This window comes from Propionimicrobium sp. BV2F7 (genome assembly GCF_000510445.1).
GTDB lineage: Bacteria > Actinomycetota > Actinomycetes > Propionibacteriales > Propionibacteriaceae > Propionimicrobium > Propionimicrobium lymphophilum.
The window spans coordinates 367,776-385,158 of the sequence record NZ_AZIS01000005.1 but is presented as its reverse complement, the minus strand read 5'-3'; the positions used below and the strand labels follow the sequence as shown (position 1 = coordinate 385,158).

Sequence of the window (17,383 nt, the reverse complement as noted above, 5' to 3'; positions counted from 1 at the left end):
CTTAGTCGCGACGCAGACGGTCGCGCTTCTCGTAAACGTCAGCTGCCTCGCGCACGAAGTCTGCCGAGATAGCGGCCTTGTGTACGTTCTGCAACTCGTCTGCGATGTCCAGAAGCTCCTGCTTGCTGCTTCGGTAAGGACGTAGAGCGTCGTAGATCTCCAGAAGACGATCGTCGGGAACCACGATCAGCTCTGCAGCGCGACGAAGGTTGCGTGCCAGCGTCGGACGTCCAGCCGCTTCAGCGACCTCGGCCTGCAGCTCAAGGGTGTCAGCCGAAATCTTGAAGTCGTCCGGCTTCAACTCTCCGCTCTTAACCTTCTCGAAGCTCAGATCAGACAGCACTTTGCCGGTGTTGGACTTAACCCTATCCGGGTGCTTCTGCGCCAGCGGATAGTCTGCCACAGTCAACTTCGCGCCGGAAGATACTGGAGCGGAAGAAGTTGAAGGTGCCGGAGAATTCTTGGTGAATTCGACGTCGTTACTTCCGAGGTCTTTCATGACCTCAGACATGATCTGACGGATCAGTTCTTCTTGGTTCATGCTTTGCCTCACTTGTACTTAATGGTGACTGCTTGCGCCTTCTTGTGCGTGTCAGTCAGTCGGGTTTCCTTGTTGTGCAGCAGAGCCGCGACAGCCTGGTACTTCGGACGAGCCATCTGGTCGTTACGAATCGGTACCGGGTTGGGCGACAGACCCTTCGCGTACTGCGCGGCGTTGCGGCCTAGCGCGCGGAAGGTCTCAAGGTCCATCAACGGTGCCTGGCTGAACAGCTCGAGGTTGCTCAGCGGTGCCAGGTCGCGCTGGTGGATGATCGATGTGCCGCGGGACTGCAAACCAATGCCGATTCCAGAACCGGACAGCTTTGCTGCGTCCAGACCGATGAAAGCGACGTCTGCGGTGCGGTACACCTTGATGAACCTGTAATTCAGGCCCTCTTCCTCGATACCTGCGCAGATCTGGCGAAGAACCTCGCCGTGCTTCAGGCCGATGATCGTGCTAGTCAGCTCGGTGCCGAAAGCCGGAGAAAGACCGATTACGACTTCCTTCGGGTCGGTACCGCGCTCGGCTACGCCGGTCTCAACAACCTCGATATCGCCGGGATCCGAGTAGCTGATCGCCTTGGACTCAGGCTTCTCAGACTTGGGGGCCGGTGCGGGGTTGCTCGCCTGGCCGGCGACAACCTCAGAAACTACCTTTTCGATAAGGCTTTTAAGCGTTGCTTGATCCATGATTACCTCAGATGCTTTCCGGGCTTACCGCGTTGCGGATGTTCTTGATCTGCTCCCAGCGCTCGTCACTGATCTGGTAGCCGGTCATCGGGCCCTCGTAGCTGTTCGGGTTGTTAACTGCAGAGTCAACGCCCCAGTTCTCGTCGAAGATCGCCGAGGTGTGCAGGTAGTCGCCCGCGCAACGCTGGACGTTGAGATCGAAGATCGCCTTTGCAACGTCGTCGAAGCCACCCTTGTAGAGAGCCTTGCAGACGTCCAGGCCGGTGAGGCCACGCTCAAGGACTTCGGCGCAAGCCTTAAGGTCCTCAACGACATCACGCTTCGGCATATCCTTCGAGCCGTTAGCGTAGGTAGCTGCCTCAACCTCTTCATCGGTGATGGCAGGCAGGCCCAGACCACGGAAGGTTGCCTGCAAAGCGCGGGCCGCCTTGTTACGTGCCGCAACCACGACATCTTCTTCGACAGGGTTCAAGCCACCGTCGACACGAAGGTCACGCTGGATGATATTCCAGTCGTCGAAGTCTTCGGCGTCCCAGTTGGAACCAGCGAACATGTTGTCGTAGTTCGGGGTTGAAGAGTAACCGGAGCAGATGAAGTCGGTACCCGGAACGAACTGCATCAGAGTACGAGCCGAACGGCGCAGATCGGAGTGCGTGAACGTCTGGTCGTTACTGGATGCGCATTCCAGGTCGAGCATCATGGCAATCAGGTTCTCGCCGAGAACCGCACGGATACCGCCCGGAACAGCAGCGGGAACACCAATGCAAGAAACGGAACCGTTCTGGATACCCTGCGAGCCGGCAGCACGCGTGACGAACAAGCAGCGGGACTCGAGGTAAAGCATCGACTTGCCCTCGGCAAAGCCCATTTGAACCTCAGAACCGGTGCCCGAAGTGAAACGCATCTTCATGCCGCGAGAGGCGTAGCAGGAAGCTAGGAAGGCCTTCGACCATGGAGTGTCGTCGCCGTCCATGAAGACGTCCTCAGTGCCGTACACCGAAACGGTCTCGGCGTAAGCCGTTAGGCTGCGCATACCGAGCTGAAGCTCAGTGGCTTCCTCAGAGGAGCACTGCGTGAGAATGCCCGGACGGCCAGTTTGAGCGCCAACCATAAGCGAAATCGCGTTGAACGGAGCGTAACGGGCGACACCCATCGTGGTCTCCATCTCAGCGAAGCCACGAAGTGCAGCCTCCGCGGCATCTGCCGCAATCTGCACCGGGTTGTCGGCAACGTTAGTCACGTGGCACTGGTTAGCCGGCTTCTTGCGGGCGCGCATCTTCGTGACGCCCATCATCATTTCCAGCACGCTCATTTTGCTGATGACCTCGGTCAGCTTGGCCGGGGTCATGGCAGTAGTTAAAGCGATAACGTCTGCACGCGGAACGTTGATGTCGCAAAGCATCCGAGCCATGTCGACGGAATCAATGGACATCGCCTTCTCGGCATTTTCCAAGTTGATGCCGTAACGAGCGATGAACGAATCGAGCATGTCGAACTCGTCGACTCGCTTACCGTCCATTTCGACGACCTCACCGTTTTCGATCTTGATCGACGGCTTCGGGTCGCTAGGCGAATCAATCGCGATTAGACCAACTTCTGGCCACTCGGTGACGAACCCGTCCTGGTTGACGGGACGCGCATCGAGAGCCTCAAACCTCTTTGATCTCATTTAGCGTCCTCTTTAAATGTACGGAGTGGTGGTCGAAGTCGGGGTATCACCGAGCGCGCCGAGCAGCTTGATGCCGACCTCGCGAGCGGCGATAATCGCCTGGCGAACAGCTCCGGAATCGCCGCTGAAGGTAGCGGTGACCTCGTTGGAGAAGCTCTGGCCGTTGGTCGGCGTGGCGAGCGACACGACGTCGATGGTCGATGCCTTAACTGCGGTATCAGCCAGCACGACGCCGATGGCGGCGGGGGCACCAACGGTGATACCGAAGCTCTTGCCGATCGGGGCACCGAATGCCATGTTCAACGCATGCGAGGCGCGGGCGGTGTACTGGAATTCCAGGTGGCCCGCGTCGTTGCCCCAGACATCACCGAAGGTGCGGTCGATGTCTTCGAGAGCTACCTCTACGGCGCGGCGGGCGTCGGAAACATCCTCAGCCGCAAAAACCACCAACGAACCGTGGCCTGCCCCGCCCTTGGTGTCTCGGGGAAGCTCAATCTTTACGATCTCAGTGTTGGTGGCTTTGACTGCCTCATCGGCTGCGAAAATCTGTGGGCCGGCGCCGGTGCGTGCACCGAGAATACCGATTGAGCGGTACTTCTTGTCGAGCCCGAACAGCTTAGCTACCTGAGCGTCCAGGTTTGCAATAACGAGGCCGATAGTGTCGCCCTCTGCGGTACCGACAAACTCGGTGATACCGGGATTTGCCTTAAATGAAGAGCTTGCGGGCTTTTCCTCGCTACCCATCTGCTTCATTACTTCCTTCATTACCTGGTCAACTAATTCATTGGACATTTTTTACTCCGCGTTCTTTGGAAGGATGGTCTCTACATCGCCGTGCGGACGAGCGATCACGTGCTGGCTTACAAGTTCGCCAACTCGAGACGCGGATGCGGCACCTGCGTCAACAGCTGCCTTAACTGCGCCTACATCGCCTCTGACAGTAACTGTGACGAAGCCGGCGCCGATTTTTTCGCTGCCGCAAAGCGTCACATTTGCTGCTTTGACCATTGCGTCTGCAGCTTCTACGGCCCCGACGAAACCTTTGGTTTCAACCATGCCGAGTGCTTCTTGCATCAGAACTCCTTTGTCTGTGGGCACCTGCAATTACAGGCAACTTGCATTTGACAATACGCCAACTCTGATGAAACAAAACAGGCACCTTTGTACAAATTCCTGCTCAGGCTTAAGGAAACCGGTTTTCACGGCATACCATGAAGCAAACAACGATGGAGTGAAATGAGTGACGAAGTCTTCGCAAAGCAGCGAATAATCCAGGAATTTGTGCCGGGCAAACAGGTCACCCTTGCGCACGTCATCGCTAACCCTGACGAAAGCTTATACCAGAAGATTGGCCTAACTAGTGACCACAATGGGGCCATCGGAATCTTCACTATTACCCCTGGTGAAGGCGCAATTATCGCGGCGGACATTGCCACTAAGGCGTCTGCAGTTGAACTGGCTTTCGTGGACAGGTTTTCCGGCGCGGTGGTCATCACGGGCGTCCTGGCAAGCGTGGAGTCGTCGCTGCGCAGCGTAGTGGACACCCTCGAAAATGTGCTCGGATTCACCCCCACCCAAATAACCAGAACGTAATGTCGGATACAATTCTGCTCATTGGGAGTATCACGGCTGGCAAAACGACGCTCTGCCAGAGGCTTAATGACGCCTCAATTAAGTACGCTAAAACGCAGGCGATCGAGGCTCTTGGCAACATTGTTGACACTCCTGGGGAGTACTTCGATCACGGTAGATTTTGGTCGGCTCTTCAGGTAAGCGCCAACAGCGTGGGCACCGTTTTGTTGCTCGTGGACCCGACTGCGCCCGAGACCCGGATGCCTCCAGGCATCGCAGGAACGTTCGCTCCCCCGGTTTGGGGCGTAGTCACGAAAGCAGACAACGCAACCGAAGAGCAGATCGAAAATGCAAAACAGACCCTCGCCCAAGGTGGGGCTAGCCCAATATTCGTCACTGACGCCGTCACAGGCAGAGGCATCGACGAGCTGCGGGAGGTGCTGTGGCAGAGCTAATTAAGCTTTCGGGCATCGGCAATCTGAGCCTCCGCGACGTAATCGACATCGAGAAGCTGCAAAAGATTCAAGACGAATTCGCTGCGGAGACCGGCCTGGGAATGATCACCGTTGACTCCATGGGCCGTTCCATCACCGACGCTTCGGGCTTCTCCGCGCTCTGCCAGTTGCTGCGTAGAGACCCGTGGGTGCGTAAGCGCTGTATGAGTTGTGACGCACACGGCGGGTTGCAGGGCGCACTGGACGGCCGCCCGGTTGTTTACAAGTGCCACGCCGGATTAGTCGACTTTGCGGTGCCCATCGTCTCGGACGAAAGATTCATCGGAGCGGTTCTCGCCGGTCAAGTGCTGATGCGAAACGAGCGGATGCCGAAGGAAATTTTGCCTAACAAAGGCCAGTTCGCTATTCCGGATGAGGCTGAAGATCTGATTCGTGACGTCAACACCGTCAATCTAGAGACCATTCATCGCAGCGCCGATGCCATTATCAAGATGGTTAACGAAAAGATCGGAAACAACGGCAAGAAGCTCACTATCCTGGCTCCTAGCCCAATCTACGGACGCCTCAACTCCGTGCCTGACGTGGAGAGAAAAGACAGGTTCGCTCCGCTGCTTGCGGGCAGGCTAACCCATAAGGCGCTTCCGCTACGCCCGATCACGCAAAAAAACGATGCGCTCGATTCCATCCTCGACCCGTACCTGATAACCGGAAACGTCCTTCGCCGCGATCTGGGCGCGAACATGCAGGTGCTCGAACAATTCCTCGATGCCACCCTGCCGAGTTGGATCATGAAAATGAAAACAACCGACATAGCACGCTTTGAGGATGTGCTGATCGGCATCGCGAGCAGCGACTCCGTGAGCACTGGACGCGATATTTCGCAGATGGTCATTCGGCACAGGATGCGCACCAAGCGCGAGATGAACCGTTACGATTCCTTCAGGTACTGCGAGAACCTACTCATCGCATTGCACAACCTGATGGAACCCACGCTGAAGGTGCAAGAGCGCACGGTCAACACACTGTTGAACGAGATAGAGAAGGATCCGACCGCTTTTCTGACCGTCGAGGACGGCGCGGAATACCTGAACTGTTCACATTCGCACTTCTCTAGAACCTTCAGAAACCACACGGGCAGCACGTTCATTCAATACGTCACAGCGAAGCGCCTAGAAAAGGCCAAGATGATACTCGCGCATACCGATAAACCGATCTCTCGCATCGCTAGTGCGCTCAAGTTCCAGCCAGAAAACTACTTTTCCAGAGTATTTAAGAAACACGTCGGAGTAACTCCGGGTGAATATCGTCAGCAGTATTCGGAGGAGAATAATGCCTAATTTCCAGATCCCTACCAAAGTCCATATGGGCGATGACAGCCTAGACGTTTTGGACGAATTTGCCGGCGCCAAAGTACTGGTCGTCACCGACGGCTTCTTAGCCACCACAGACCATTTCAAGGAGATCGTCGCGCGCCTCGACGACGTGAAGGTTTTCGACAAGGTCGAGCCGAACCCGACTGTCGATTTGGTGGCGCAGGGCGTCGCCGAATACCTGCAGTTTGGTCCGGAAATCGTGCTGGCTTACGGCGGCGGTTCTGCAATCGATACCGCTAAGGCGGTTCACTTGATCGCTGGTGAAGACGGACGTGGTGCACCGGGCGGAATCGTTGTCATTCCGACCACCAGCGGCTCGGGCTCCGAGGTGACTTCTTACGCGGTCATCACCGACGAGGCTAACGAAACAAAGATTCCGTTGCTGTCGGAAAAGATGTATGCCCGCATCGCCATCCTGGACCCCGAGGCCGTGCGCTCATGCCCGTCGAAAACCACCGCAGATTCCGGCATGGATGTGCTGACCCACGCCACAGAGGCTTACGTTTCTACCGACGCCAACGACTTCACCGACGCGCTCGCCGAGAAGGCCGTCTCGCTGGTTTTTGAGAATCTGCATGAGTGCTTCGTCGATGGCAACGACATGGACGCGCGTAAGCACATGCACAGCGCCTCTTCCCTTGCAGCTTCCTCCTTCGAGAACGCGGGGCTAGGCATCACGCACAGCCTGGCGCACGCGCTGGGCGGCCACTTCCACGTGGCACACGGGCGGCTGAACGCTATCCTGCTGCCGCACGTCATCGAGTACAACAGTCAGGACCCGCAGGCCATGAGCCGTTATGCCCGCCTAGGCAGGATGGTTTCGCCCGACTCTAACGGCCCGTCTGCGGTGCGCATGTTCATCCAGCACATCCGCAGGATGAATGAGAAGTTGCAGATTCCCGACAGTCTGCACCTGGCCGGTGTCGATTCCGACGAGTGCCGTAAGAAGCTCGACGAGATGACCGCCAGCGCCATGGTCGATCGTTGCACGCAGACGAACCCGGTTAAGCCAACCGAGGAAGACCTGCGCCAGATCATTCTGCGCGCTCTCTAGACAAACGATAAGGGTGAGCCCGACCGGGCTCACCCTTTTGTCTGCGTTATTAGTATCCCCTTGCCCTCAGCATCGCCAGGATTTCCCTGGTGGCCACCGAGCGGTTCTGCGTGTAGAAGTGCAGGCCGGGTGCTCCCCCAGTCAGCATTTCCTTGCACAGGTCGGATGCGATGACGGAACCTGCGACTCGAACCATCATCGGATCGTCGGGCACCCGAAGCAGTGTCTCGGCAACCCTAGCTGGGATGTCTGCGCCGGAAAATTCAACGAATTTGCCCAGCTGCTTGACGCTTGAAACCGGCATGATGCCAGGCACGATCGGCATCGTCACGCCGACATTTCGTACCCTATCCACCAGATCGAAGTAGTGTTTAGGCTCGAAGAACAGCTGGGTGACGGCGAACTCAGCGCCTGCCTGTTGCTTGCCGAGCAAAATTTGCGCGTCGAGCTCGAAGTCGCTAGTCAGGTGCCCGTCTGGGAAGGCGCCGACGCCGACACAGAAGTCACCGCGAGATTTAATCAGCTCGACCAGTTCGGTGGCGTTCTCTAGGCCTTGTGGGTGCTTTTCCCAAGCCACACGCGGACCTCCCGACATGTCGCCACGAATAGCCAGAATGTTCCTAATGCCGGCCTCGCCATATGCGTCAATCGCCCGCTTGACCTCGTCTACGCTTTGTGCGGTGCAGGTGATGTGGCCGATAACCCTCAGGTTGCTTCGTTTAGCCAGCTCAACCGTGACGCCCAGAGTGCGGTCGCGGTTGGTTCCGCTAGCGCCGTAGGTAACTGAGACGAAATCTGGCTTGAGTGGCTCGAGTTCCTCGACCGCCTGCATCAAGTTTGAAGTGCCCTGTTCGGTCTTGGGAGGGAAAAATTCAAAGCTGTAGGTCGGCCCGTTGCTCTGGTTGAGCACCTGAGCAACCGTAGTCATGCTGCGTTGTTCGGTCACGTCCGATATCTTAGACGAGAGGCCCAAGAATGCAGCTAGACTTTCAGGTTATGAGCTTCGATGCCGTTGATCCCACTTCGAAAGATTTCCGTGACGCCATCGCCGTGCGCCTGAAAAAATCCGCTGCCCAAGCCGACAAAGACCTAAAGGGTTTGTATGCAAAATGCGGCGAGCTGAGCGACGCTGCCACTCGCTACTACGAGGGCGGCAAACGGCTACGTCCCGCGTTTTTGTATTGGGGTTACAGCGCCTTCGCTGGCCAGCCAGAGAATCCGGATGCAATCCTCACAGCGGGCGCCGGCTTCGAGATGCTGCACGCCGGGATCCTCGTACATGACGACCTGATCGACAACTCCCCCACGCGACGTGGCCAACCGAGCGCGCACAAGCATTTCGCCGAGCTGAGCAATGAAGAATTTGGCAGGCAGTCGGCCATCGTACTCGGCGACGTCATGCTCGGGCTGGCGAACGACCTGGTTTACGGCTGCGGGCTGGAGCGCCTATCGGATGCGCTGCCCTACTGGCGGCTGGTCCAGAACGAGGTTAATGCCGGACAGTATCTGGATGTCTCCAACCAGTTCGGACTTTTGGACGAGATGAGCGCTCGCGAATCGGCCGAGCTCGTCCTAGAGGCCAAGACATCCCGCTATACCGTGATGCGTCCGCTGCAGTTCGGCGCAGCGGCCGGTGGTGCCGGCGAACGCGAGCTGGCCAAGCTAGGCGATTTCGGCTCAGCGCTGGGTAAGGCTTTCCAGCTTCGTGACGACCTGCTGGGCATCCTCGGAGACGAAGGCGTCACCGGCAAGGCAACTGGCGGGGACCTCGTGGAAGGCAAGCAGACAGTGCTGCTTGCCATAACCATGGAGAAGTCACCGCACGCCAACGAGCTCGCCTCCCTAATCGGGCGCGAAATGAGCCCCGACGCGCTCGAGCGCGCGCTGAATATCATCATGGAATGTGGCGCTTTGGACGACGTGGGCGAACTGATCGGAGGCTACGTCAAGGCCGCCTACGAGGCGCTGGACGAGGTCGGCCTATCAGAGGAGGCCCGAGCCCCGATCGCGCAGCTGCTGGTGCAGTGCGTGGACAGAGAAAAATGAGAGCTTAAACAAAAAATTGGCGGCGCTACCGAGTAGCACCGCCAATTTTTATTGACTTAAACGCCTTTCATTGCCTCCGGGATGGTGGCCTCGCTGGCTTCGCGTAGCTCGTCGAGGTCGAGTTCGCAGATGCCGTCGATGCTGAGCTTGTTGCCCTGAGCTACGATACCAATGCGCGCCATCGGGACGCCGATGGACTCGCAGAGCTCGTGAAGCTTCTCGACATCGTCTGCGGCTACCGTGACGACTGCCCTAGCGGGCGATTCGCTGAACATATTCGCAACGTTGTCTAGCCCGGTGTGAGGCAGGCTAACGTGGGCTCCGAAGCCGTTTCGCCAGCAAGCTTCGATCAGGCCGATGGCGATGCCACCCTCAGAGAGGTCGTGGGCGCTGACCAGGATCTCGGATGCTTCCCTGATCAAGGTCGCCAGCTTCTGCTCGGCGTCCAGATTCGGCACAGGCGGGGTGCCGCCCAGGTGCTCGTGGATCACGCGGGTCCATGCGGAGCCGCCGAGTTCGCACTTGGTGTCGCCCAGCAGCACGATTGCGTCGCCCGCATTCGCGAAGCCCATCGGGATCCGATCCGCAACATTCTGGATTACGCCCAAGGTGCCGATTGCCGGTGTCGGGTGAATATCGACCCCGTCGGTGTTGTTGTAGAAGCTGACGTTACCGCCGGTGACCGCGATGCCGAGCTCGCGGCAGGCGTCAACCAGACCGAGGATCGTCTCGACAAACTGCCACATGACCTCCGGGTTCTCGGGGGAACCAAAGTTCAGGCAGTCGGTGATCGCCACCGGGGTCGCGCCGGTCATTGCGACGTTACGATAACTCTCCGAAAGCGCAAGCTGCGCACCCCAATAAGGGTTCAGGTAAGAGTAACGGCCGTTCGCGTCCGTAGCCATCGCGATACCGAGCCCAGTGTTCTCGTCGATGCGAATCATGCCGGAATTCTCCGGCTGAGCTAGCACAGTATTGCCACGCACGAAGCGGTCGTACTGGTTGGTGATCCACGTCTTGGAACAGAGATTCGCCGAGGCTACCAGGGCTTTTACTTGCTCGGCGATGGTCTCATTATCCCTCGGCAACGCGTTAGCGTCGTCGGCGATGACCATATCCATCCATTCCGGACGGCGCTGCGGCCTGTCGTATTCGGGGCCTTCGTGGGCTACCGTGCGGGGATCGACGTCGACGATTGTCTCACCGTGCCAGTCGATGACCAAGCGGTTGCCCTCGGTGAGTTCCCCGACGATGGTTGCGGAGACCTCCCATTTGCGACAGATCTCCATGAATTCGTCGATGTTCTCAGGAGTAACGATGGCCATCATGCGCTCCTGAGACTCGCTCATCAGAATCTCTTCGGGAGTCATAGTCTCGTCGCGCAGCGGCACCCTGTCGAGCTCGCAGTGCATGCCCATGTCACCCGCGGAAGCCAGCTCGCTGGTGGCGCAGGAAATGCCCGCGGCACCGAAATCCTGGAGCGCGGTGACGACGCCGGCCTGGAACAGCTCGAGCGTGCACTCGATAAGCAGCTTCTCCATGAAGGGGTCGCCGACCTGCACGGCCGGGCGCTTGCTGCTGCTGGTCTCCTCGAAGGTCTCCGAGGCCAGAATCGAGGCGCCACCGATGCCGTCGGGGCCAGTTGCGGAGCCATAAAGAACGACGTAGTTGCCGACGCCGGAAGCCTTCGCGAACTTCAGGTCATCGTGACGCATGACGCCGATGCAGGTGGCGTTAACCAGCGGGTTACCCAAGTAGATCGGGTCGAACTCTGTCTCACCGCCAATGTTCGGCAGGCCGAGGCAGTTGCCGTAGCCGCCGACTCCCGCGACGACGCCAGGCAACACGCGCTTGGTATCGGGGGCGTCGAGTGGACCGACCCGCAGCGAATCCATCACGGCTATCGGGCGCGCACCCATTGCCAAGATGTCTCGGACAATGCCGCCAACACCCGTTGCGGCGCCCTGATACGGCTCCACATAGCTAGGGTGGTTGTGCGACTCGGTCTTGAAGGTAACCGCGTAGCCCTGGCCGACGTCAACGGCGCCGGCGTTATCGCCGATGCCTGCGAGCAGCGGCCCCATCGGGGTTTCCTTACCCACCACACCGAACTTCTTCAGGTGAATCTTCGAAGACTTGTAGGAGCAGTGCTCAGACCACATCACCGAGTACATCGCCAGCTCGGCGCCGGTTGGGCGGCGGCCCAGCAGGTCGCGGATGCGTTGGTATTCGTCCTCTTTAAGCCCGAGCTCAGCCCAAGGCTGGGCGGCGTCGGGAGTCTGCTTAGCGTTGTTAACTGTATCTAACACGAATGCCATCCAAATCAGTTCGCCGCGCGTTGCAGGAATGCCAGAGCAGACTGGAAGAAGCCCAGGCCGTCGGTCGACGAGCCGGTGAGGGTCTCCACGCTGTGCTCGGGATGCGGCATGAGCCCGACCACGTTTCCACGCTCGTTAGTGATGCCAGCGATGTCGTTGACCGAGCCGTTCGGGTTATCCAGGTAGCGGAAGACAACCTGGTTGTTGTCCTCCAGGCGTTTGACGGTATCGGCATCAGCCTGGAAGTTACCCTCGCCATTCTTCAACGCGATCTCGATTTCCTGACCCGGTGTGAAGTTGCAGGTCCAGACGGTGTCGACCGACTCGACTCGAAGCCGCTCGGGGCGACAGATAAACTTCATCGACTCGTTGCGGATCATCGCGCCCGGCAGCAGGTGGGTCTCACAGAGCATCTGGAAACCGTTACAGATGCCAAGGACCGGCAGCCCCTCTTTCGCCTGACGGATGAGTTCGTCCATGATTGGGGCGAAGCGGGCGATGGCGCCGCAGCGCAGGTAGTCTCCGTAGCTGAAACCTCCTGGCAAAACCACGGCGTCGACGTCGCCCAGTTCGTCGGATGCGTGCCACAGCGGCACCGGCGTGCCCCCGGAAAGGCGGATCGCGCGCAAGGCATCGTGATCGTCAAGAGAACCAGGGAAGGTGATTACACCTATCTTTGTCATGCCATCTCCACGGTGACGTCAAACTTTTCAATGACGGTGTTGGTCAACAGGGTCTCGGCGGCGTGCCTGATCTGCTCGAGACGCTCGTCCGTGATCTCACCGTCGACCTCGATCTCGAAGCGCTTGCCTTGGCGAACGCTAAGGCCCTCGTAACCGAGGCGACGAAGCGAGGCGCTGACCGCTTTGCCCTGCGGATCGAGGATCTCTGGCTTTGGCATCACGTTTACGACGACGCGCTTGGCTAGATCGGTCTCCGACACCTGCCCCGGAGCAACCTGCTCTTGCTGGGAAGATTTGTTGTTGTCAGCCGACTTGTTCGACTTAGACCTGCTGAAAAAACCCATGGTTATACCTTAAAGTACTCGTCCTGTTAGGCGGGAATAGGCGTCCCGGTAGCGGTTGATAGTGGCTGTTACGATCTCTTCGGGAAGAGGCGGCGGCGTAGAGTTCTTGTCCCAGCCGGAGTCCTTGCTCAGCCAGTCGCGAAGATACTGCTTGTCGAAGCTCTTCAGCTTGCCAGCAGCGTAGTCTTCGGCGTCCCAGTAGCGGGACGAGTCCGGGGTCAGAACCTCGTCGGCGAGCACCAGGGTGCCGTCTTCACGGCGACCGAATTCAAACTTGGTGTCAGCCAGGATCAGACCTTTTTCTTCGCACTTGGCTGCCGCCAGTTTGTAAATCGAGATGCTGGCGTCGCGCAGCTCGGCTGCAGTCTTTTCGCCCACCAGCTCGACCAACTGGCCGTAGCTGATGTTCTCGTCGTGTTCGCCGTATTCCGCTTTAGCCGCTGGAGTGAAGATCGGCGCTGGCAGCTTAGAGCCATCATTCAAGCCATCGGGCAGCGGAATGCCGCATACAGTCTTCGAGGCCTGGTATTCGACCCACCCAGACCCGGTAAGGTAGCCGCGAACCACGGCTTCTACCGGAATCATCTGCAGCTTCTCGACGACCATCGCCCTGCCCTCGACAAGTTCTGGGACGTCAGTCGAGATCAGATGATTAGCCATCGGAATTTGCTCGAACCACCAAAGCGAAAGTTGGGTAAGAACTTTACCCTTGCCAGGAATCTTGGTGTCGAGGATGTAATCGAAGGCAGAAACGTTATCCGTAGCCACCATCAACATGCGTTCCGGATCGGGCAGCTGATAAAGCTCGCGAACCTTTCCTGCGTTGATTAGCGGCAATCCGAGATCGGAATACTGGCTCATAGTAGATATTGTACGCTGAGCACCCACAAAATTGTCATTCGAGGGTTCTAGACTGTTTCCTGACCTGATAAGGAGACTCGATATGCGACTCGACATCATCGTATTGGTGATCGGACTGGTGTTTCTGCTAGCCGCCGTCGTTCTGACCGTCATGGTTCGCCGAGCAATTCGCCCACGAATCGTCGCCAGACGCGAATTCAACAGGCACGAGCTGACTAACCGCCTCAAGCAGATGCTGCCGGACGCACACCGTCCACCAGCCGATACCACGCCGGCGATGGTGAGCACGCTTAACGGCCAGGGCGTCTCCGCTAAGGACGTAAACCTATCGCTAATCGATCTAGCTACGAGGGGCTACTTGTGCATCTCACCGCTCAACGAGCGTAAGGATTCCTGGCGAGATTGGGTCTTCACTAAGGTCGCCGACGCGGATGATCAGCTTCTGCCCTACGAACGCACACTCGTCGAGGCGCCGTTTGCGGGCAAAGACTCCGTCACGCACTCGAGGATGTTGCTGTCTGCCAATAAACCGCTCGAGCTGGCTCACAAACAACTGATCGAAGAGCTGCGAAAGAAAGATTGGGTGGAAGGCGACGAGCCCAGAAGCAGCGTCTGGGGGGTTATCGGTGGCGTCCTGCTGCTTGCCGGGTTGGTGCTAACCGCCGCGATGATCTTCGATTGGCTGACCACCTCCAGCATGTTCGGTTTGATCGGCGCGATAGCGCTGGCAGCCGCGGGCGGCGTTGTGGCTTCCCTGGGCAGCAGCTGGTATCGACCCGAATCTATGGAAGCGGTCGCCAAACACCTGGAAAGATTCAAGCAGCAGACCCTCGATCAGAAGCTCAAGCCTGGCTCGCTGACCCGCAGCTTCTCACAAGATGCGTCTTGGGCCATCAGCCTCGGGATACAAGAGCAGCTCGCCCAGAAATACGAGGATTTCCTGGCGAGCCACTCACGATGCAATTTTGAATTGGATTGGTACAAGACCCCCAACTCCATCTCCCCCGCAGAGGTGCTTGAGGATCTGTCCCAGCTAGTCTCAGAAGCCGACTAGAGCAGGGCCCCCGGTTTGTAGGCCGCCGCCTTCGGGTACGCGTCGACGATTTTTTCGACCTGCTCGGCAATCTTTGCCACCTGGGCGCCCGCGGCTCCAGTGAGCTCCAGCGGAACGCTAACCAGGTGGTCGAGCTCATCTCGGCTTAGGCCGACGCGAGAATCCTTCGCGAGCCTGTCGAACAGATCGTTCTCGACAGCCTTCTCGCGCAGCTCGAGCGCCACGGCCACTGCGTTCTCCTTGATTGCCTCGTGGGCATCCTCGCGGCCAACGCCTTTCTTGACCGCAGCCATCAGAACCTTGGTGGTGGTCAGGAACGGCAGGTAGCGGCTCAGCTCGGCATTGATGACGGCGGGGAATGCACCGAAGTCGTCGATGATGGTGATGAACGTTTCGAACATGCCGTCGATGCAGTAGAAGGCATCGGGCAGCGCGACGCGGCGAACCACGGAGCAGCTGACGTCTCCCTCATTCCACTGGGTGCCGGCCAAATCAGCCGCCATGTTCGCGTAACCACGCAGAATGATCATCATGCCGTTGACGCGTTCGCAGCTTCGGGTATTCATCTTATGCGGCATGGCAGAGCTGCCAACCTGGCCAGGCTTGAACCCCTCCGTGACAAGCTCGTTGCCAGCCATCAGACGAATGCTGGTTGCCAGGCTGCTCATCGCTGCACCGACCTGGGTCAGAGCGGAAAGCACGTCGTAATCAAGCGAGCGCGGGTACACCTGGCCGGTTGCAGTGAAGATATTTTTGAAACCGAGTTCGTCGGCGATTCGGCGCTCCACCTCGGCAAGTTTGTCGGCGTTTCCACCGAGCAGATCGAGCATGTCCTGGCTGGTGCCGACCGGGCCCTTGATGCCGCGCGCTGGGTAGCGGTCCAGCAGCTCCTCGACTCGATGGAAAGCAATCAGCAACTCGTCGGCGGCATTGGCGAAACGCTTGCCGAGAGTCGTCACCTGGGCCGCAACGTTGTGGGTGCGTCCGGTGATCGGCTGGTCGGTGTACTCCACGGCACGCTGCGCGATTCGCGAGAGCGCAGCAACAGTGCGGTCACGAACGATCTTCAGCCCCTCCAGCACCTGGTGCTGCTCGATGTTCTCCGTCAGGTCGCGGCTAGTCATGCCTTTGTGAATGTGCTCGTAGCCGGCAAGCGCGTTGAATTCCTCGATTCGCGCCTTCACGTCGTGTCTAGTCACGCGCTCCCGTTTGGCGATGGACTCCGTATCCACCTGGTCGACGACCGCGCTGTAGGCATCGATCACCTTGTTCGGATCGTCGCCACCAAAGTCGACGCCCAGATCGCGTTGCGCTTGCAAAACAGCGATCCAGAGCTTGCGCTCAGCGATGATTTTAGCTTCTGGCGCCCAGACGTTGATCATCTGTGCGCTTGCGTAACGGCTCGCGAGTACGTTTTCGATAGACATTGGTTCCCTTAGTTTCTAGACCGGACGGTTGCTGGCTGCGCCGCTCAGTTTCTTGTCGCTGGCGATATCCGTGCGCCAGATTGCGTCGGCGTATTCGATTTCGGTTAGCTGATTGTAGGCGGCGTTTCGGGCTGCGGGGACGTCCTTTCCTAGGCCCACCACGGTTAACACGCGGCCACCGTTGGCGATTATGTCGCCTTCAGGATCTCGCGCGGTTCCAGCGTGGATGACGTGCGCAGTTTCGGTGTCGGCGGGCAGATCCAGATGGCCGCCCTTCTTGGGTGCAACCGGGTAACCTTCTGCTGCGACTACGACGCAGACCGCGGCGCCCTCGAAGATCATCCTGCCAAATTCGGCAAGCTTGCCGGTGGCAGCGGAGTAGAGCAGCTGCCCCAGCGGCGTGACGAGCGTGGCGATCAGTACCTGCGTCTCCGGATCGCCAAACCTGGCGTTGAACTCGATCACCTTGGGGCCATCCTTGGTGACGGCGAGGCCGACGTAAAGCAGACCCACGAATGGCATTCCGGCGTCCCGCATGGCGGCTAGCACCGGGTCAGCAACCTCTCGCTGCACCTGGTCGACGAAGTCGTCGTCCAGCCAGGGTAACGGAGTGTATGCACCCATGCCGCCGGTGTTGGGGCCGCGGTCGTCGTTTAAGAGCCTCTTGAAATCTTGAGCGGGCATCATCGGCAGCGCAGTCTGGCCGTCGGTGACGAAAAACAGGCTAACCTCCGGGCCCTCCAGGTATTCCTCGATCACCACTTCGTCAGCTTTAGTCGCATGCTTGATGGCCTCTTCGAGATCGTTGGTGACCAGCACACCTTTGCCTGCCTCCAGACCGTCGTGCTTAACGACGTATGGCGCACCGAACTTCTCCAGCGCAACCCCGACGTCCTCCGGACTCTTGCAATCCACGTAACCCGCGGTCGGGACACCAGCCTTTTCCATGACGCGCTTGGCGAACGACTTGCTCGACTCCAGCTGAGCTGCTGCCTTCGACGGGCCGAAAACCGGAATTCCGGCCTGGCGCAAAGCGTCGCTGATGCCTGCTGCCAACGGGGCCTCGGGACCGATCAAAACGAAACTGGCCTCGACTTCACGGGCGAGTTCGACTACCGCTTGCGAATCCAGTGGGTCGATTTCATGGTTGGTCGCCAAATCCTCGCAGCCTGGGTTGCCTGGGGCGACGTGTATCTGCGCGACGGTTGGGTCTGCAGCCAAGCCGCGAACCAGCGCGTGCTCGCGGCCACCTGAGCCCAAAACCAAAACAATTAGGTTGCTCACGGGCCATATCCTA

16 protein-coding genes and 1 pseudogene are annotated in these 17,383 nt (G+C 58.6%); 6 read left to right on the top strand and 11 right to left on the bottom strand.

Translation table 11 applies throughout. From position 1 onward, the window contains the following. Position 1: 1 nt before the first annotated feature. The 5 genes from HMPREF1255_RS08155 to HMPREF1255_RS08135 are packed head-to-tail and all read right to left on the bottom strand — an operon-like array spanning position 2 to position 3,976. Positions 2-541, bottom strand: a complete 540-nt coding sequence (locus tag HMPREF1255_RS08155) for a diol dehydratase small subunit (RefSeq protein WP_024111519.1) — start codon at positions 539-541, stop codon at positions 2-4. An 8-nt stretch (positions 542-549) separates the two neighbouring features. Next, entirely contained in the window at positions 550-1,230 is a 681-nt protein-coding gene (locus HMPREF1255_RS08150; protein WP_016456621.1) for a propanediol/glycerol family dehydratase medium subunit, read from the bottom strand. Between the two features lie 7 nt (positions 1,231-1,237). After that, positions 1,238-2,899 carry a propanediol/glycerol family dehydratase large subunit gene (locus HMPREF1255_RS08145; RefSeq protein ID WP_024111544.1) on the bottom strand — a complete coding sequence of 554 codons (1,662 nt, stop codon included), beginning with the start codon at positions 2,897-2,899 and terminating at the stop codon, positions 1,238-1,240. Between the two features lie 12 nt (positions 2,900-2,911). Next, positions 2,912-3,691 carry a propanediol utilization microcompartment protein PduB gene (pduB, locus tag HMPREF1255_RS08140; protein WP_016456623.1) on the bottom strand — a complete coding sequence of 260 codons (780 nt, stop codon included), beginning with the start codon at positions 3,689-3,691 and terminating at the stop codon, positions 2,912-2,914. 3 nt (positions 3,692-3,694) lie between these two features. After that, positions 3,695-3,976: a BMC domain-containing protein gene (locus tag HMPREF1255_RS08135; RefSeq protein ID WP_231376348.1), complete on the bottom strand. Its 282-nt coding sequence runs from the start codon at positions 3,974-3,976 to the stop codon at positions 3,695-3,697. Between the two features lie 159 nt (positions 3,977-4,135). On the opposite strand from HMPREF1255_RS08135, the gene eutS reads away from it, so the two are divergent. Genes eutS through HMPREF1255_RS08115 form a run of 4 tightly spaced genes read left to right on the top strand, consistent with a single transcriptional unit; the run spans position 4,136 to position 7,353 of the window. After that, on the top strand, positions 4,136-4,492 hold the full coding sequence (gene eutS, locus HMPREF1255_RS08130; RefSeq protein ID WP_016456625.1) for an ethanolamine utilization microcompartment protein EutS: 357 nt from the start codon (positions 4,136-4,138) through the stop codon (positions 4,490-4,492). Continuing rightward, the gene (locus HMPREF1255_RS08125) at positions 4,492-4,926 is read left to right on the top strand and encodes a EutP/PduV family microcompartment system protein (protein WP_024111377.1); all 435 of its coding nucleotides are present in this window, start codon (positions 4,492-4,494) and stop codon (positions 4,924-4,926) included. Before eutS ends, HMPREF1255_RS08125 begins: the two co-directional genes overlap by 1 nt. Continuing rightward, a complete protein-coding gene (locus HMPREF1255_RS09480) occupies positions 4,914-6,263 on the top strand; it encodes a PocR ligand-binding domain-containing protein (protein WP_024111314.1) in 1,350 nt (449 codons plus the stop codon). The genes HMPREF1255_RS08125 and HMPREF1255_RS09480 overlap by 13 nt, the downstream gene beginning before the upstream one ends. Next, positions 6,256-7,353, top strand: a complete 1,098-nt coding sequence (locus HMPREF1255_RS08115; RefSeq protein ID WP_036917524.1) for a 1-propanol dehydrogenase PduQ — start codon at positions 6,256-6,258, stop codon at positions 7,351-7,353. The genes HMPREF1255_RS09480 and HMPREF1255_RS08115 overlap by 8 nt, the downstream gene beginning before the upstream one ends. 49 nt (positions 7,354-7,402) lie before the next feature. Here HMPREF1255_RS08115 and HMPREF1255_RS08110 read toward each other — a convergent pair whose 3' ends face one another. Beyond that, the gene (locus tag HMPREF1255_RS08110; protein ID WP_024111375.1) at positions 7,403-8,299 is read right to left on the bottom strand and encodes a methylenetetrahydrofolate reductase; all 897 of its coding nucleotides are present in this window, start codon (positions 8,297-8,299) and stop codon (positions 7,403-7,405) included. Between the two features lie 29 nt (positions 8,300-8,328). Here HMPREF1255_RS08110 and HMPREF1255_RS08105 point away from each other — a divergent pair, with 29 nt between their 5' ends. Further along, entirely contained in the window at positions 8,329-9,399 is a 1,071-nt protein-coding gene (locus HMPREF1255_RS08105) for a polyprenyl synthetase family protein (RefSeq protein ID WP_024111433.1), read from the top strand. Between the two features lie 56 nt (positions 9,400-9,455). Here HMPREF1255_RS08105 and purL read toward each other — a convergent pair whose 3' ends face one another. The 3 genes and pseudogenes from purL to HMPREF1255_RS08085 all read right to left on the bottom strand — a co-directional run bounded on the left by purL (position 9,456) and on the right by HMPREF1255_RS08085 (position 13,605). Then, positions 9,456-11,717 (bottom strand): phosphoribosylformylglycinamidine synthase subunit PurL, encoded by a 2,262-nt coding sequence (purL, locus tag HMPREF1255_RS08100; RefSeq protein WP_024111320.1) that lies wholly within the window; start codon positions 11,715-11,717, stop codon positions 9,456-9,458. Positions 11,718-11,722: 5 nt separating this feature from the next. Further along, on the bottom strand, positions 11,723-12,400 hold the full coding sequence (purQ, locus tag HMPREF1255_RS08095) for a phosphoribosylformylglycinamidine synthase subunit PurQ (RefSeq protein WP_024111392.1): 678 nt from the start codon (positions 12,398-12,400) through the stop codon (positions 11,723-11,725). Then, a pseudogene (locus HMPREF1255_RS08085) lies at positions 12,397-13,605 on the bottom strand (phosphoribosylaminoimidazolesuccinocarboxamide synthase). Before HMPREF1255_RS08085 ends, purQ begins: the two are co-directional and overlap by 4 nt. An 82-nt stretch (positions 13,606-13,687) precedes the next feature. Here HMPREF1255_RS08085 and HMPREF1255_RS08080 point away from each other — a divergent pair. After that, positions 13,688-14,659, top strand: a complete 972-nt coding sequence (locus HMPREF1255_RS08080; RefSeq protein WP_024111474.1) for a DUF2207 domain-containing protein — start codon at positions 13,688-13,690, stop codon at positions 14,657-14,659. Here HMPREF1255_RS08080 and purB read toward each other — a convergent pair. Continuing rightward, positions 14,656-16,086 carry an adenylosuccinate lyase gene (gene purB / locus HMPREF1255_RS08075; protein WP_024111603.1) on the bottom strand — a complete coding sequence of 477 codons (1,431 nt, stop codon included), beginning with the start codon at positions 16,084-16,086 and terminating at the stop codon, positions 14,656-14,658. The genes HMPREF1255_RS08080 and purB overlap by 4 nt on opposite strands. 15 nt (positions 16,087-16,101) lie before the next feature. Then, positions 16,102-17,370, bottom strand: a complete 1,269-nt coding sequence (gene purD, locus HMPREF1255_RS08070; protein ID WP_016456637.1) for a phosphoribosylamine--glycine ligase — start codon at positions 17,368-17,370, stop codon at positions 16,102-16,104. Between the last annotated feature and the right edge of the window lie 13 nt (positions 17,371-17,383).

Excerpts from the sequence above, each read along its gene's own strand:
- HMPREF1255_RS08145 (WP_024111544.1), bottom strand. The coding sequence starts at position 2,899 with ATGAGATCAAAGAGGTTTGAGGCTCTCGATGCGCGTCCCGTCAACCAG.
- HMPREF1255_RS08105 (WP_024111433.1), top strand. The coding sequence starts at position 8,329 with ATGCAGCTAGACTTTCAGGTTATGAGCTTCGATGCCGTTGATCCCACT.
- pduB (WP_016456623.1), bottom strand. The coding sequence starts at position 3,691 with ATGTCCAATGAATTAGTTGACCAGGTAATGAAGGAAGTAATGAAGCAG.
- HMPREF1255_RS08155 (WP_024111519.1), bottom strand. The coding sequence starts at position 541 with ATGAACCAAGAAGAACTGATCCGTCAGATCATGTCTGAGGTCATGAAA.
- eutS (WP_016456625.1), top strand. The coding sequence starts at position 4,136 with ATGAGTGACGAAGTCTTCGCAAAGCAGCGAATAATCCAGGAATTTGTG.
- HMPREF1255_RS08125 (WP_024111377.1), top strand. The coding sequence starts at position 4,492 with ATGTCGGATACAATTCTGCTCATTGGGAGTATCACGGCTGGCAAAACG.
- purQ (WP_024111392.1), bottom strand. The coding sequence starts at position 12,400 with ATGACAAAGATAGGTGTAATCACCTTCCCTGGTTCTCTTGACGATCAC.
- HMPREF1255_RS08115 (WP_036917524.1), top strand. The coding sequence starts at position 6,256 with ATGCCTAATTTCCAGATCCCTACCAAAGTCCATATGGGCGATGACAGC.
- purL (WP_024111320.1), bottom strand. The coding sequence starts at position 11,717 with ATGGCATTCGTGTTAGATACAGTTAACAACGCTAAGCAGACTCCCGAC.
- HMPREF1255_RS08150 (WP_016456621.1), bottom strand. The coding sequence starts at position 1,230 with ATGGATCAAGCAACGCTTAAAAGCCTTATCGAAAAGGTAGTTTCTGAG.
- HMPREF1255_RS08080 (WP_024111474.1), top strand. The coding sequence starts at position 13,688 with ATGCGACTCGACATCATCGTATTGGTGATCGGACTGGTGTTTCTGCTA.
- purB (WP_024111603.1), bottom strand. The coding sequence starts at position 16,086 with ATGTCTATCGAAAACGTACTCGCGAGCCGTTACGCAAGCGCACAGATG.